Genomic DNA, 14,806 nt, shown 5'->3' on the forward strand with positions numbered 1-14,806 from the left:
CATGAGCACCCCCTATTCCCAGTACGTCGCCTCTCAGGGCGAACGCAAGCGTCCTGAGCATATCGAGGCGAAACCGCTGCGCCACCCTGGACGGTGGACGCTCGCAGTGATTCTTGTACTGCTTGTGGTCTGGTTTGTCATCGGCGCGGCCCGAAACGAGGCTTACGGCTGGGACATCTACTTCCAGTACCTGCTGGATACCCGCATCGCTATGGCGGCCCTGCACACCATTGCAATCACGGTGCTGGCGATGCTGCTCGGCGTTGTCGGCGGTGTGCTGTTGGCCGTCATGCGCATGAGCCCGAACCCGGTGTTCAAGACAGTGGCGTGGGTGTTCCTGTGGATCTTCCGTGGTACCCCGGTCTACGTCCAGTTGATGTTCTGGGGCTTGATTGGCGCGATCTACGACTCGATCAACGTCGGCTTCGCCCAGATTCCGCTTGAGCCGTTTACCTCTTCAGCGTTTACCCTGGCCGTTGTTGGCCTCGGTTTGAATGAGGCCGCCTACATGGCAGAGATCGTCCGCTCTGGTGTCTCCGCTGTGCCGGAAGGCCAGGTTGAGGCCTCCAAGGCGTTGGGTATGAGCTGGGGTCAGACAATGACCCGAACCGTGTTGCCACAGGCAATGCGCATCATCATCCCGCCGACCGGCAACGAGTTCATCTCCTTGCTCAAGACCTCCTCGCTCGTCGTTGCTGTGCCGTACTCGCTTGAGCTTTACGGCCGCTCTATGGATATCGCCGCCGCCCTGTTCCAGCCAGTGCCGCTCCTGCTGGTGGCTGCGACCTGGTACCTGGTGATCACGTCGTTGCTCATGGTCGCCCAGCACTACCTGGAGCGCTACTTCGACCGCGGTGCTACCCGCCAGCTCACTGCTCGCCAGCTCGCCAGCCTGGCTGACGCCGAGGGCACCATTCCGAACAACGTTGAAATTGTCGAAGAACCGCAGAAGAAGGGACAGCGCTAATGACCGTCAAGGAAACTCCTATGATCCAGGCGGTAGATGTCTGGAAGTCCTTCGGTAGCCTCGACGTGCTCAAGGGCATCGACCTTGAGGTCGCCCCCGGCGAGGTGACGTGCCTGATCGGTCCGTCCGGCTCTGGTAAGTCCACGCTGCTGCGTTGTGTGAACCACTTGGAAAAGGTCAACGCGGGTCGCCTGTACGTCGACGGCGAGTTGATCGGCTACAAGGAGCGCGACGGCGCGCTCTACGAGATGAGTGAGAAGGACGCCGCCAAGCAGCGCCGCGAAATCGGCATGGTGTTCCAAAACTTCAACCTGTTCGGCCACCGCACGGTGCTGGACAACATCATCGAAGCCCCGGTGCACGTCAAGGGCCAGCCGGTTGCAGAGGCCACTGCGCGCGCGAAGGAGCTGCTTGCGATGGTCGGTCTTGAGTCGAAGGCTGACGCGTATCCGATTCAGCTCTCCGGTGGCCAGCAGCAGCGTGTGGCAATTGCCCGTGCGGTTGCAATGGATCCGAAGCTGATGCTTTTCGACGAGCCCACCTCCGCCCTCGACCCCGAACTCGTTGGCGAAGTGCTGCGTGTGATGCGCAAGCTCGCCGATGATGGCATGACCATGCTGGTGGTCACTCACGAACTGTCGTTTGCCCGCGAGGTCGCAGACAAGGTCGCGTTCATGGATGGTGGCCAGATCATCGAGTACGGCACACCGGAACAGGTGCTGGATAACCCACAACACGAGCGTACGAAGTCGTTCGTCTCCACGCTGTTCTAGCAGGACACTCCCTTACGCGAAACGGCCGCCCACATCCGGGCGGCCGTTTTTCATCGCTACAACAAGCCTGCGAGGCCGCGGACTAGCGTGGTGGCGCCTCCGAAGAACGCAAGCCCGAGCGCGATGCGGTAGGCCTTCGCGGACGGTACGTGCGGGGCCAGCCGCTTTCCCGCGGTGATTCCGAGAAGCATGCCGCCAAAAGAGGCGACCCACAGCCAGGGGTTGATCGAGGAAATATCCGCCGCACCAGAGAGTTCCTTTGCCCCGAACGACAGTGCGCCGGCGACGAAGAACAACGGCTGCAAGGTGGCGGCATAGATGCGCTGTGGCCAACGTGCCGCGTGAGCGTAAACGGTAAACGCTGGCCCGGCAACACCCGCCAAGGTGTTCATGAATCCGCCGACGGCGCCAGCGGCAGCTGCAGGAACCACACCTTCGATCTGGGGCACGTAGCGCTTGCCCAACGTCACCACTGACAGGGCGATGAGTAACAGGGCACCGACGATGATGAGCAGGGCGCTCGTCGATACGTGAGAGACCACCCACACCCCGGGAAGCACGCCGATGATGAGCGCGCCTGCGATCGGCCAGAACTTAGACCAATCGATGTCGCGGCGCATCCCCCAGGTGTTAAACACCGCATTGACCATGGCGATAACGTTGATCATGAGCACGCCAACCACAGGTCCCAACAGCAACGAGAGCACAGGCCCGGTGATCAGACCCAGTCCCATGCCGGAAATGCGCTGCAGCCCAGCGCCCATCACAACTGCGAGCGCGACGGCGATCAACACGATCAATTGCTGAATTTCTCCCGAATCGCGTCGTGGACGCTCTCCGGCACGAGTCCGGAAATGTCACCGCCGTACTTCGCAACCTCTTTGGTTAGCGAGGACGAGATGTAGCCGTACTTCTCATCCGTCAGCAGGAAGTAGGTATCCACGCCGGTCAGGCGTCGGTTCATCTGTGCCATCGGCAGTTCGTACTCGTAATCGAGCGAGGAGCGCAAGCCCTTAATCAGCGCGCTGATGTCGTGCTGGGTGGTGTAATCGACCAATAGACCCGCCCAGCTATCCACGCGGACGCCCTCAAGGTGTGAGGTGGCTTCGCGGATGAGGTCGACGCGCTCGTCGATAGTAAACAGCCCCGACGTCTTCGTTGGGTTGCCAGTGACCAGCACGATCACTTCGTCGAAATGACGAAGGGCACGGGTGACAATGTCGAGGTGCCCGTTCGTGATCGGGTCGAACGAGCCAGGGCAGACTGCGATGGTCAATTTAGTTGTCCTCTGCTTCCGGGTCGGCGTAGACCGCCATATCCATACGTGCAATACCGTAGATGCGACGCTTGAGCTTCTGGCCGGTCGGGGTGAACTCCGCAGGCCATGCAGTCTCCGGGCTTTCGCGGTGGCGTTCAACGACAACCACTGCCCCATCCGCCAGCGCAGGTTTGAGGGCCTCGACCATCTCTGCGACCGCCTCGTCTGCTAGTTCGTATGGAGGGTCTGCCAGCACCATGTCGAAGTGTTTCTTCGGCGCCGATGCAACGTAGGTCGACGCCTTCATCTGGTGGATGTGCACGTTGGGGTGCTTGACCACGCCTGCGTTGTATTCGATGATTTTCGCTGCCTCAGGGTCGCTCTCCACCAGCACGACCTCTGCCGCACCACGCGACGCGGCCTCGAGCCCGAGCGCACCCGAGCCTGCAAACAGGTCGAGCACATGCTTATCGACGAACCCGAAACGCACCTGCAACGACGAAAACAGCCCCTCGCGGGCCCGGTCGGATGTAGGTCGCGTTCCTGCCGGCGGCACTTTGATCTTCCGGCCGCGGGCTTCTCCCGAAATGATGCGGTTCATTCCCATAACTTTAACCAGCTAACTCTTGTCCAAATATTCGAAGTCTTCTGCCACAAACCCGGCGGTGGCTGCCCTGGCGAACTCGGGTTGGTTTGCTACCAAGGTGGCGGCGTCGTCGTAGGCACGTTTAACGATGTCGTAGTCCTCAACCAAGTTAATCAACCGCAGCGTGCGTTTGATGCCGGACTGGCCTGTGCCAAGCACGTCACCTTCGCCGCGGTTAAGCAGGTCAAGCTCCGCGAGCGCGAACCCGTCCGCTGTCGCCGCTACCTGGGATACGCGGGTGAAGCCGGGGCTGCCTTCCTCCGTGAGCGTGTGGAACAGACACAGCGACTGGTTGCCGCCACGCCCAACTCGGCCGCGCAGCTGGTGCAACTGGGAGACACCGAAATGCTCCGACTCGCGCACGACCATCACCGTGGCGTTCGGCACATCCACGCCGACCTCGATCACCGTCGTGGACACCAGCACGTCGATGCCGCCTTTGGCGAAGTCCGCCATGACGTTGTCTTTCTCGTCGCCTTTGAGGCGTCCGTGCAGGATGCCGACGGTCAGGTCCGCAAACTCCGTTGCGGCGAGATGCTCGGCAACCTCAAGTACGCCGCCTTCGCCGTCGATACGCGGACACACAATGTAGGCCTGGTGCCCGGCTGCAACTTCTTCGCGGATCTTCTCCCAAGCGCGCTCCACCCAGCGCGGTTTGAATTCCGGGACCACCGCAGACTGGATCGGCTTGCGCCCACCAGGAAGTTCGCGCAGCGTGGATACTTCCAAATCGCCGAACACCGTGATCGCAATGGTGCGTGGGATCGGCGTTGCCGTCATCACCAGCAAATGCGGTGTGGTCTCCCCCGCTTTGGCACGCAGGGCGTCGCGTTGCTCTACGCCGAAGCGGTGTTGTTCGTCGACAACGACAAGCCCCAGGTTGAAAAAGTCCACGCCCTCTTGGAGCAGGGCGTGCGTACCGACGACAATGTCGGCCTCCCCGGAAACAATCTTCAGCAGTGCCTCTTGGCGCTGCGCGACCGTCATCGATCCTGTCAGCGCCACCACCCGGGTGGGGAGACCCGCACGCATGAGAGTGAACGTTAGCGAACGCGCGTGTTGCAGCACGAGAACTTCCGTCGGAGCAAGCAATGCCGCCTGCGCGCCGTTATCGACGGCCTGGAGCATCGCCATCAGCGACACCACCGTCTTTCCGGAGCCAACCTCGCCTTGGAGCAGGCGACTCATCGGCACCGTCTTGGACATATCAGCCGTGATGTCCGTGATCACTTCCTTCTGGCCGCGGGTCAGCGGGAACGGCAGACCGTCCAGCAGCTTGTCCTCATCGCCCCCCTTCACATAGGGCATCTCGGGCGCCCTGTGAGCGGAGGTGTCGATGCGTCGCACACCCATCGCCAGCGCGACCGAGAGCGCCTCGTCGTACTTCAGTCGCTCCTTCGCCCGTGCAGGGCCTTCCGCACCAGGCTCGTGAATCTGGCGGACCGCTGCATTGAGGGGTAGCAGGCCGATGGGGGTGAAGCCAAGGGGCTCGTCGATACGCGGCAGCGATTTCAACACCGCATGCACAGCCCCCATAATCGTCCACGTGCTGACCTGCTTCGACGCCGGATACAGGGGAAGCCACTGGCGGCCACGCAGCATTTCTTCCAGATCGCCGAAGTGAGACAGCTGACGCATGGAACCGGTCGCCTCAGTAGGACCGTCCATGAGCACGAAGTCAGGGTGCTGCAGCTGAGGCTGATTACGGTAGAAATCCAACTTGCCCGTCAGCATCGCGCGCCGACCCGGCTTCAGCACCCGTTGGGCATATTGGGAGCCGAAGAAGGTGGCTTGGAACTCCGTACGCCCATCGTGGATCATCACCTTGGTAATCGGCCGCTTGGGCGTCTTTTTGGTGTAAAACGTGTTGGCGTCGACGACCTCGCCGATCACGGTGATAGTATCGCCTGCTTCGACCCCGGTCAGGTCAGCACCGGTGCCGTAGTGCAGGTAGCGTCGCGGATAGTGCCGAAGCAGCTCGCCACACGTGGAAATGTTGAGGTGTTTCTCAATCGCCCGTGCCTGCTTCGCAGGAATAACCTCAGTCAGTGGCCGATTGTCCTCAAACCCCAGCATTTACTCCACCCCGATCTCCGCACATGCTTGCAATCCATCTGCAGGATAAACCATGACCTGGACGCCGAGCTCAGTGTTCAGCGTGCGAAGCTCCTCCTCCGACAGCTCAGCTGGGTCAAACAGCACCGTGACTTGCTCCCCGCCGTGTTCGAGCAGGCGTTTGCATGCCCGCTTCACAGCATCGAGCGGGTCTTCGGCGATAAGCAGCGTCTCCCCACGTGCGGTGACCACCACATCACCCTTGGCAACCGCGCCGCTGAGTGTCAGCGCGCCCTTCTTTGCGCGGTGAGCCACTGCCGTACGCATCTCGCCAGCCGCCTCAGACATGGAAAACGCGGCGGTAGCCAGCGGCTGGTTCGGATCGTGCACAGACAGCGCTGCAATACCGGAGACTAACCGGACTGTAGGAAGCAGTGTGATCGTCTGTTCCAGCGCTCGGGTTGCTTTCTCCACGGCAGCGAGATTCCGGTTACTGAGCAGCCCATTCGGCAGCACGATGATCTCGTTGCTGCCCGAACGCCGAATCACGGAGAGCATGTCCGAGATCACCTCGTCGCCCGGGGCAACAGTGACCACGCCTGCTTCCTTATACAGCTCTGTCAGGGAGCCGGGAGGAGTCACGGCCACAATCAAGCGATCGGGGTTTCGCACCACTGGGGCACCCGGGAGCACTTCAAGGCGCAGGTTTTGGACCTTGCCGAGGCGATACGCCGTCTCAATCACAGCACCTGCATCGAGCGAGTGAATGTGCACAGTGGCTTCCGTATCAGATAGCCGAGCGATGACCAGGCTGTCGCCCAAGGGGCGCAGCTCGGTTTCCAACTCCGCAATATCGCCCTGAAACCCAAAGAGCACCTCAAGGGAGTGCTCCCGACCCGACGGCCCCGCATGCGCCATGTCAACGTGCACGTCGCGGTCTGCCCCTTCAGCAGGTGCCGGGGTGCTTTCTGCACTGGCTTCTGTGCTGCTTTCTGCGCTGCGTACGGCGCTCTCTTGGACATCACCATCGGGTGCCGTTGCGGGACTATCCTCTACCTCTTCCAACAGCGCCTCGAGCAGAATCACCACACCGGTACCGCCGGCATCAACCACTCCGGCCTCGCGCAGCACTGGCAGCTGCGACGGCGTGTTGGCCAAGGCCACCCTGGCCGCGGATGTCGCAGGTGCTACAACATCGAGCAAACTCAACGGACGCCCAATGTCCTCCACCGCTTGTTGGGCAGCCACAGACGCCGCTCGGAGCACCGTAATCACGGTGCCTTCCACCGGATCCGCAATGGCTTGGTCCACAAACTTCACGGCATGCGCCAATGCGTCCGCGACCATCTCCCCGTCCGAAGCATCGTCTTTGACAGACTGCGCGATTCCACGCATCACCTGGGACAACACCACACCTGAGTTGCCGCGTGCTCCACGTACAGCGCCGACGGCCAGGGCTTCGGCGACATCGACGGCGCTGGCGTCGTCGCCAAGCAAAGCTGCTTGCTCGCAGGCTGAACGCATCGTGTGCGCCATGTTGGAGCCCGTATCGGAGTCCGGCACGGGAAAGACGTTGAGGCTGTTGATCTCCACTCGGCGCCGCTCCAGCTCGGCGGAGGCGCGTTGGGCCCACGCACGCAACCCTGCGGCGTCGATAAGCGGAGTGACAGACATGAAGCGAAAGCTTACAGGGAGCTGTTACAGACTCCAGTCGATGGGATTCGCACCCTGTGCTTGAAGCGCTTCATTTGCACGCGAGAACGGGCGCGAACCGAAGAAACCGCGCGATGCTGATAACGGCGACGGATGCGGCGACTCAATCCGGGGAGTATCCCCCAAAAATCTCGCAGCTGTCTGTGCGTCACGGCCCCACAAGATAGCTACGAGTGGCGCATCTCGGCGGACAAGCGCCTCAATTGCGGCCTGGGTAACCTCTTCCCAGCCTTTGCCACGGTGTGACGCGGGCTTTCTCGGACGCACGGTAAGCACCCTGTTGAGCAGCAAAATGCCTTGCGACGACCACGACGACAGGTCCCCATCCGCCCGGGGCGGGATACCCAGATCAGCCTGCAGCTCTTTGTAGATATTCACCAGCGACCTTGGCGCCGCCACCCCAGGCTGGGTGGAAAACGCGAGCCCCATCGGGTGTCCTGGGGTCGGATACGGGTCTTGGCCCAGGATGAGGACCCGGACATCGTCGAACGGATCCGCAAAAGCCCGCAAAATATCGTGGCCACGCGGCAGGTAGTCGTCCTCTGTGCGCAAAAACTGCCCCATTGCGTGGATTCGATCTTCCACCGGAGCGAGCGGTTCCTGCCAAGATTCGTGCACGGGCAACATTTAGAAACTCTCCCATCCGGTGGTCAATTCTGGGGCCTCGCCGTCGATGCGCACCCCGGGCTTGCGGGTGACTGCGCCAATCGAACGGAACCCAACCGGTGCGGACCCATCGATCGTGCCGATGAGGGTGTGGTCCTCCCCACCTGTGAGCACCCACTCCCACGGGTCGACGCCAAGGAGTACGCCCGCAGCCTGCAAGGTCGCATCCGGGCGCAGCGCCACCTTTGACAGTTCGATGCCTACCGAAGATGCCTTTGCCAGCGTCGTCACATCCCGGATGAGCCCATCCGAGTTGTCCGTCATCGCGGTCGCGCCTGCCGCGCGCGCCACCACGCCACGCCCCGGGGTAAGCACCGGGGCCTGATGCGCCTTCACAAGCACCTCGAGCTCCTCCGGCACATCAATCCCGGACTGCAGCAGCGCGAATCCTGCGGCTGAATAACCGATATTGCCGTGCGCGACCACTCGCTGACCGGGGCGTGCCGCATCTAGCGTCAGCGGCGGACGGTTACCACCAAGCGAGCCGATTGCGGTTACGGAGACCACAAGTTCTTGCCCGTCGGTCAGATCCCCGCCGACGAGTTCACAGCCATACTCCCCTGCCATATCCCCAATGCCGCGGGCGATCTCTTCGACCCATGCTGCCGGCGCATCGCGGGAGACAGACACCCCCATCAGTGCTGCAATCGGGCGCGCGCCCATTGCCTCGATATCCGCGAAGTTCTGCACCGTCGCCTTGCGGCCCAAAAGGTACGGGGTTGTGGTCGCACGAGTGAAGTGATGGCCTTCCACCAACATGTCGGTGCCGGCGACGACTCTCGAGTTTGGCACTGAGGGGGTAAGTACCGCTGCGTCGTCGCCGTTGAGGGCAGACGGTGCGGCAGCGCGAATCGCGGCGATAACCGCTCGCTCGCCGACCTGCGCAAGCGTCGGACCATCAGTGGGAAATCCGGTGGTGATCACGGGTTGGGCAGCCCTTTCGTTAGACTATTTCGCCATGGCAACCACGGCGCACGAACCACAGGTTAATCGCACAACAATTTTGGTCAGTCTTGGCCTCGCAGTCCTTCTCGTCCTCGGAGCCGTTATTGGCGCTCGTGTGTTCTTCCAACGTGTGGCGCTGCAGCCGGTCGCGATGGCTGATCTTCCTGCCCCGATGGCCGATAGCCCGGAGTGCGCATCGCTTATCGACGCCCTCCCCGACCGGTTCGCCGGCCTTCCCCGTGCCGAACTCGCAGAACCGGCACCACAAGGCGCCGCCGCCTGGCGCAAGTCCACCGATGACCGCGTCGCCCTGCGCTGCGGTGTAGACATGCCGGCGCAGTACACGGACTACGCCGTTACTGAAACCATCGGCAATGCAACGTGGATGCGTATCGACGACCTCACGCCCCAGTCCAACCTGGCCACCTGGTACACCGTGGACCGCTCCCCTGTGATCGCCGTGACCGGTGATGCGCAGGTACTCCACGACTCAAAGAAATCCATTGGACGCTTGGGCGCCGATGGGCTGCCATCGAAGGATCAGCCCCACAACCCCGCGCCTTTGTCCGCGTTGGAAGGCGCAGATGCATCGAAGTGCGACGCGCTGCTCCAGGCCGCACCGGATGCTATCGCCGAGGGCTACACCCGGACAGAGCCTGCGTCCGAAAACACCGTCGCATGGCGTGCCGAGGGACGTGATCCGATCGTTCTGCGCTGCGGTGTCGCCCCATCGCCGAATTACGCACCGGGTGCACAACTTGCCCAGGTCAATGACATTCCGTGGTTCGAGGATGTGCTGTTGGCAAACGGCACCACGGCATCGACGTGGTACGCATTGGGGCGCGACAGCGGTATCGCAGTCTCTTTGCCGCAGGCGGAGAGCAACGAGGCGATTACGAACCTGACTGAACTGATCGCCGAGCACACCGCTGCGCTTTAACGCTGCGCCTTAACGCTGCGCCTTAACGCTGCGCTCTAACGCAGCGCGGTCCGCACCAGCGTGTCCAGCAGTTCCGGGTAGTCCACTCCGGTGGCTGCCCACACCTGCGGGTACATCGAAATCGCGGTGAATCCAGGCATGGTGTTGACCTCGTTGAGCACCGGACCGTCCTTGGTGACGAAGAAGTCCACACGTGCGAGCGACTTACAGTTCAGCGCCTTGAAACACGTCACCGCCATGTCTTGAAGTTGCGCGGTTGTTGCCTCGTCGAACGGTGCCGGAATCGTTGCCGTAACGCCCTCTTCGAGGTATTTCGTTTCAAACCCGTAGAAGCCTTCTTCGGAGTCTTCGGTGCCGTTGAGCTTCGCTGGCAGGGATGCCGCAATGGTCCCGTCGGGTCGTTCGAGGACTCCCACCTCAACCTCGTCGCCGACAAGTTCCGCTTCCACAATCACCTTGGAATCGGATTCGTGCGCAAGGTCGTACGCCGCCGGGAAGTCGTCCCAGGAGCTCACTTTGGACACACCGATCGATGACCCACCGTTGGCGGGTTTTACGAACACTGGTAGACCGAGGTAGTCACGCTCGTCGTCGTCAAGCACTGCCCGACCGTCGAGGATCACTTCCCTGGTGATCGCAATGTTTTCAGCCGCGACGAGCTTCTTCGTGTACTCCTTGTCCATGCCACAGGCGGATGCAAGCACCCCTGGGCCGACGTACGGGACACCAGCAAGTTCGAGCAGTCCTTGCACTGTGCCGTCTTCGCCGTATTTGCCGTGCAGCACCGGGAAGACAACATCGACGCAAGCGATACTTTCGCCGGTTGCGACGTCGAAAACCTGCCCCTTGCGCGTCGGGTTGATGGAGAGTGCAACTTCGCGGCCAGCGGGCACCTCAGGCAGCGCGACGCCGTTTACTGGGTCTGTTGTGCCTTCAACCCATACGCCGTCACGGGTGATACCGATGGGAAACACCTCGTAGTCAGCCGGCATGTGTTGCATCACCGACGCTGCGGAAATGCAGGAAATGGAGTGCTCGGTGGACATGCCACCATAAAGAACTGCTACGCGAATCACGCTGACCAATCTACCGCGTAGCCATGGCGCAGTTTTACTCTGCCTTCTTGCTGCGCCCCATCAGTGTCGCGATCGTGTCCGCAACTTTGAAGTTGTCGTGGCAAATAGCAAACACTGCCTGGGTAATCGGCATCTCCACGCCATGCTTTTCGGCGAGCTGGAAAATGCTTCTCGACGACACCACCCCCTCCGCAACCTGGCCCTTCGTCGCAGCCTTCGCCTCTTCCATCGTCGCACCTTGCCCCAAAGCGGAGCCAAATGTGCGGTTACGCGACAGCGGCGAAGCACACGTGGCCACGAGGTCTCCCATACCGGCAAGACCTGCAAACGTGCGGGGATCCGCGCCGAGCGCGTTGCCCAGACGAGTGGTCTCTGCAAGGCCACGGGTGATCAGGGATGCCAGGGTGTTGTCACCAAGGCCCTGTCCCGCGGCCATGCCACAAGCAAGCGCGATGACGTTCTTCGTCGCGCCGCCGATTTCGCAGCCCACAACATCGGTGTTGGTGTACGGCCTCAAATAGTTAGTCGCACACGCGGCTTGGACGAGTTTTGCGCGGTTCTCGTCGGCGCATGCAATCACGGTGGCGGCAGGTTGTTCGAGCGCAATCTCGCGCGACAGGTTGGGCCCGCTGAGCACTGCAATCCGGTTCGGGTCCGCTCCGGTCACCTCTGCAATAACTTCACTCATGCGCAGATGCGTTCCTGTTTCCACGCCCTTTGAGATGGACAGCATCGTCGCATCAGCCGGGATCATGGGTGCCCAACGCGCGACGTTTTCCCGCATGGTCTGGCTGGGTACGCCAAAGACGACGAGGGTCGCGTCTTGCAGCGCGTATTGCTCATCCGAGGTGGCTTCGATCGCATCCGGGAGTGTGATGTCGGGAAGGTACTCCGGGTTTTCCCGCGTGGTCTGAATGGTGCGGGCAAGGTTGTCCCGACGCGCCCACAGCGTGACCCTGTTGCCGGCGTCCGCGAACACCTTCGCCAGGGTTGTACCCCAGGAGCCTGCCCCCAGTACCGCAACGTTGACCATATTTTTCTGAATCCTCCCAGCCGATTGTTCCGGTTTAACCTACCACCGGCCGTGGCGCGTGGCGTGTCCGGCGTGAGTGGGTTACTTGGGACACAATGGAGGACATGCCTACTCACGCATCCAAGACACCAGGAAACAGCGGGAAGCTCTCCGAGCAAGATAAGGACGCCTTGGGTGAGAAGTTTCTCACTGGCAGGCTTCAGGCTATTCCGTTAAAACCGCAGAAGGAGTTCGAGCGCACCACGCTTGCTGCGGGTGCGGTGCTGTGGCGCGGTGACGTTACGCAACCCGACACCATTGAGGTTGCGTGTATTCACCGTCCTCATTACGACGACTGGTCGCTGGCCAAGGGCAAGGTCGACCCTGATGAGTCGCTTGTACAAACCGCAGTACGTGAAATCAAGGAGGAAACAGGCTACGACGTTCGCCTGGGCAAGTTGCTGGGCAAGACGGTCTACCCGGTAAAGAAGACCACCAAGGTGGTCTATTACTGGACCGGCGAGGTCGTCGGTGGCGAGTTCGTACCCAACAACGAGGTCGACGAGATCCGCTGGCTGCCACTCAATGAAGCGCTTGAGTTGATGACGTACGACCTCGACCGCGAGGTGCTCCAGAAGGCCCAGAAGCGCTTTAACACGCCCGCAGATGCACGCATCCTCTATGTCCGACATGCCCGCGCCCACGACCGCAACAAATGGTCCGGCGACGACAACTTGCGTCCTCTGGATAAGAAGGGCCGCCGCCAATCCGAGATGCTCGTTCCCCTGCTCAGTGCGTTCGCGCCGGAACGTATTTACTCGGCGGTTCCGGAGCGCTGCCAGCACACGGTTGCGCCGCTGGCGGATGAGATGGGGTGTGAGGTTGTCGTCGATAAGCAGTTTGGCGACGATGCCTGGATCGCCGACATGGTTGGCGCCAAGCACGCATTCAAGGACGTGATTGAGGCCGGCGGAACCAGCGTGGTGTGCGCGCAAGGTGGGATCATCCCCGGCATAATCGCGTGGCTCTCGGCGCAAGGGACACTGCCTATCGACGAAGAAATCCGCGCGAAGAAAGCCTCCGTATGGGTGCTGACGTTCCACGACGGCAAGCTCATCGGCGCGGACTACATCCCCTCCCCACTTCCAGTTCTGTAACCCCACCACGACGAAAGGCCCACACCATGGCAGCTCCTACCGCCATTTCCCAAGACCGCATCGCGGCCACCCTGAAATCAATGGGGGTGCAGTACTTCCGAGAAGACAGCGGCGAGGTTCGCACCGCATTTCCCAGCCTGATGGTGTTCTTCGAGGTAGCCGAGGGTGGTTTCAAGGCCACCGCACGCTGGCTCGGCATCATTGAGGGCGACGATATTGAGACGCTGCGTCTGCGCTGCAACGAGATCAACCGGACGATGCCCCTCGTGCGCGTACACCCGGTACGTCGTGAGGACGATGCCGTCGTGCTGATCGACGCGCCGTTCTTCTCCAACGAAGGCTTCACCGACGAGCAGGTGCGTGCAATGTTGGACTACTACTTCTCCGCAATCCATCACGTGGTGAACCTGCTGCGCGAGGCCTTGCCAGATACCAGCGAGCTCTTGTCGACGAGCGGCCCGAAAACCTTCACCACCGAAGCAAACACCGAAGCCAACGCCGAAGCTAACCAGGAGGACTAGGACATGACTTCTGCAACCAGCAACCTCAGCATCGACCGTGTCATCGCCTTGTTTGACAAGGAAGGCTGGAAGTACGAAAAGGCACCGCTTGGCCCTGCGCTGCGCACCGGTTTTTCCGGTATCGGTCTGGAAATCAACATGATCGAGCCGAATCTCAACGTGCTGACCACCGTCGCTGTGGATTCGGTGAAGGCCGCGCAGTTCAACGAGGTGCTCGAGTGGGTGGAGCGATACAACATTGAGAAGGCTTACCCCACCGTAACCGCAGTGAAGGACGAACAGCGCGGCATCACCGCGCTTGCCGTGACCTACTCTCTGCCGGGTTATTGGGAGCGCAGCGACCAGCAGTTTTCCGACGAGATCAAGACCGGTATCCAGGGCGTCGTTGTCGCTGCGCGTGAGTTCCTGGAGGCGTTCGCCCCGGGCGTCGTCGACCAGTTGGGCAAATAACCAGCCCGAGGGCGCTATCGCCGTCCGGGGCCTAACCCGCGACGGACGGCTTGAACGCTGGACGGGTTGCTTCGAATCGTTCGATAGCGGGCTCGTCGCGAAGCGTCAGCCCAATATCGTCGAGGCCTTCCATGAGCCGCCAGCGGGTGTAATCGTCGATCTCGAAGGTAAAGGTGTTGCCACCGACGGTGACGGTGCAGTCTTCGAGCGAGACGATCGCCTCATCACCAGGGTGCTGCTCGAGGTGCTTCCAGATCAGCTCGATATCGGAGTGGCTCATGATGCCTGCGAGCAGGCCAGCTTTGCCGGCATTTCCGCGGAAGATATCCGCGAATCGGGGGCTGAACACGGCGCGGAAGCCGTAGTCCATGAGCGCCCAGACGGCATGTTCACGCGAGGAGCCGGTGCCAAAGTCCTCGCCGGCAAATAGCACGGAGCCGTCTTTGAACGCGTCCTGATTGAGGACGAATGTGGCTTCGTTTTCACGCCAGTTAGAAAATAGGCCGTCCTCGAAACCAGTGCGGGTCACGCGCTTAAGGTAGCGCGCGGGGATGATCTGGTCGGTGTCGACGTTGGTGCGGGTCAGCGGAACGCCGACGCCGGTGTGAGTGGTGAACTTTTCCATGA

16 protein-coding genes are annotated in these 14,806 nt (G+C 61.4%); 6 read left to right on the forward strand and 10 right to left on the reverse strand.

Going from position 1 to position 14,806, the window contains the following annotated elements; translation table 11 throughout:
• Window position 1: 1 nt before the first annotated feature.
• Window positions 2-967: an amino acid ABC transporter permease gene (locus HMPREF3048_RS07375; protein ID WP_070771740.1), complete on the forward strand. Its 966-nt coding sequence runs from the start codon at window positions 2-4 to the stop codon at window positions 965-967.
• 20 nt (window positions 968-987) lie between these two features.
• On the forward strand, window positions 988-1,740 hold the full coding sequence (locus HMPREF3048_RS07380) for an amino acid ABC transporter ATP-binding protein (protein WP_092103080.1): 753 nt from the start codon (window positions 988-990) through the stop codon (window positions 1,738-1,740).
• 56 nt (window positions 1,741-1,796) lie between these two features.
• Here HMPREF3048_RS07380 and HMPREF3048_RS07385 read toward each other — a convergent pair whose 3' ends face one another.
• The 7 genes from HMPREF3048_RS07385 to HMPREF3048_RS07415 are packed head-to-tail and all read right to left on the reverse strand — an operon-like array spanning window position 1,797 to window position 9,002.
• Complete coding sequence (locus tag HMPREF3048_RS07385; RefSeq protein ID WP_308313699.1) at window positions 1,797-2,534, reverse strand: sulfite exporter TauE/SafE family protein; 738 nt, start codon at window positions 2,532-2,534, stop codon at window positions 1,797-1,799.
• Window positions 2,535-2,536: 2 nt separating this feature from the next.
• On the reverse strand, window positions 2,537-3,016 hold the full coding sequence (gene coaD / locus HMPREF3048_RS07390) for a pantetheine-phosphate adenylyltransferase (protein WP_070484190.1): 480 nt from the start codon (window positions 3,014-3,016) through the stop codon (window positions 2,537-2,539).
• Window position 3,017: 1 nt separating this feature from the next.
• The gene (gene rsmD / locus HMPREF3048_RS07395) at window positions 3,018-3,599 is read right to left on the reverse strand and encodes a 16S rRNA (guanine(966)-N(2))-methyltransferase RsmD (protein WP_180949979.1); all 582 of its coding nucleotides are present in this window, start codon (window positions 3,597-3,599) and stop codon (window positions 3,018-3,020) included.
• An 18-nt stretch (window positions 3,600-3,617) separates the two neighbouring features.
• Window positions 3,618-5,720: an ATP-dependent DNA helicase RecG gene (locus HMPREF3048_RS07400; protein WP_070771742.1), complete on the reverse strand. Its 2,103-nt coding sequence runs from the start codon at window positions 5,718-5,720 to the stop codon at window positions 3,618-3,620.
• On the reverse strand, window positions 5,721-7,373 hold the full coding sequence (locus tag HMPREF3048_RS07405) for a DAK2 domain-containing protein (RefSeq protein WP_083284720.1): 1,653 nt from the start codon (window positions 7,371-7,373) through the stop codon (window positions 5,721-5,723).
• Between the two features lie 24 nt (window positions 7,374-7,397).
• A complete protein-coding gene (locus HMPREF3048_RS07410; RefSeq protein WP_070422949.1) occupies window positions 7,398-8,039 on the reverse strand; it encodes a uracil-DNA glycosylase in 642 nt (213 codons plus the stop codon).
• Window positions 8,040-9,002 carry a thiamine-phosphate kinase gene (locus HMPREF3048_RS07415; RefSeq protein ID WP_070422950.1) on the reverse strand — a complete coding sequence of 321 codons (963 nt, stop codon included), beginning with the start codon at window positions 9,000-9,002 and terminating at the stop codon, window positions 8,040-8,042.
• Between the two features lie 34 nt (window positions 9,003-9,036).
• On the opposite strand from HMPREF3048_RS07415, the gene HMPREF3048_RS07420 reads away from it, so the two are divergent.
• The gene (locus HMPREF3048_RS07420) at window positions 9,037-9,963 is read left to right on the forward strand and encodes a DUF3515 domain-containing protein (RefSeq protein ID WP_070771743.1); all 927 of its coding nucleotides are present in this window, start codon (window positions 9,037-9,039) and stop codon (window positions 9,961-9,963) included.
• 35 nt (window positions 9,964-9,998) lie between these two features.
• Here HMPREF3048_RS07420 and HMPREF3048_RS07425 read toward each other — a convergent pair whose 3' ends face one another.
• Together HMPREF3048_RS07425 and HMPREF3048_RS07430 are read right to left on the reverse strand one after the other, a co-directional pair.
• Entirely contained in the window at window positions 9,999-11,048 is a 1,050-nt protein-coding gene (locus HMPREF3048_RS07425) for a D-alanine--D-alanine ligase family protein (RefSeq protein WP_168156392.1), read from the reverse strand.
• Between the two features lie 25 nt (window positions 11,049-11,073).
• Complete coding sequence (locus HMPREF3048_RS07430) at window positions 11,074-12,072, reverse strand: NAD(P)H-dependent glycerol-3-phosphate dehydrogenase (RefSeq protein WP_070771744.1); 999 nt, start codon at window positions 12,070-12,072, stop codon at window positions 11,074-11,076.
• A 104-nt stretch (window positions 12,073-12,176) separates the two neighbouring features.
• Between HMPREF3048_RS07430 and HMPREF3048_RS07435 the strand changes: the two genes are divergently transcribed.
• Genes HMPREF3048_RS07435 through HMPREF3048_RS07445 form a run of 3 tightly spaced genes read left to right on the forward strand, consistent with a single transcriptional unit; the run spans window position 12,177 to window position 14,179 of the window.
• A complete protein-coding gene (locus HMPREF3048_RS07435; protein WP_092102430.1) occupies window positions 12,177-13,208 on the forward strand; it encodes an NUDIX hydrolase in 1,032 nt (343 codons plus the stop codon).
• A gap of 26 nt (window positions 13,209-13,234) precedes the next feature.
• Window positions 13,235-13,729 carry a YbjN domain-containing protein gene (locus HMPREF3048_RS07440; protein WP_070450041.1) on the forward strand — a complete coding sequence of 165 codons (495 nt, stop codon included), beginning with the start codon at window positions 13,235-13,237 and terminating at the stop codon, window positions 13,727-13,729.
• A gap of 3 nt (window positions 13,730-13,732) precedes the next feature.
• On the forward strand, window positions 13,733-14,179 hold the full coding sequence (locus HMPREF3048_RS07445; protein WP_070450044.1) for a hypothetical protein: 447 nt from the start codon (window positions 13,733-13,735) through the stop codon (window positions 14,177-14,179).
• A 31-nt stretch (window positions 14,180-14,210) separates the two neighbouring features.
• On the opposite strand, the gene leuD is transcribed toward HMPREF3048_RS07445, so the two are convergent.
• Window positions 14,211-14,804 (reverse strand): 3-isopropylmalate dehydratase small subunit, encoded by a 594-nt coding sequence (leuD, locus tag HMPREF3048_RS07450; protein ID WP_070422955.1) that lies wholly within the window; start codon window positions 14,802-14,804, stop codon window positions 14,211-14,213.
• Window positions 14,805-14,806: the final 2 nt, after the last annotated feature.

Origin of the sequence: Corynebacterium sp. HMSC075D04 (genome assembly GCF_001815635.1) — a bacterium.
GTDB lineage: Bacteria > Actinomycetota > Actinomycetes > Mycobacteriales > Mycobacteriaceae > Corynebacterium > Corynebacterium coyleae.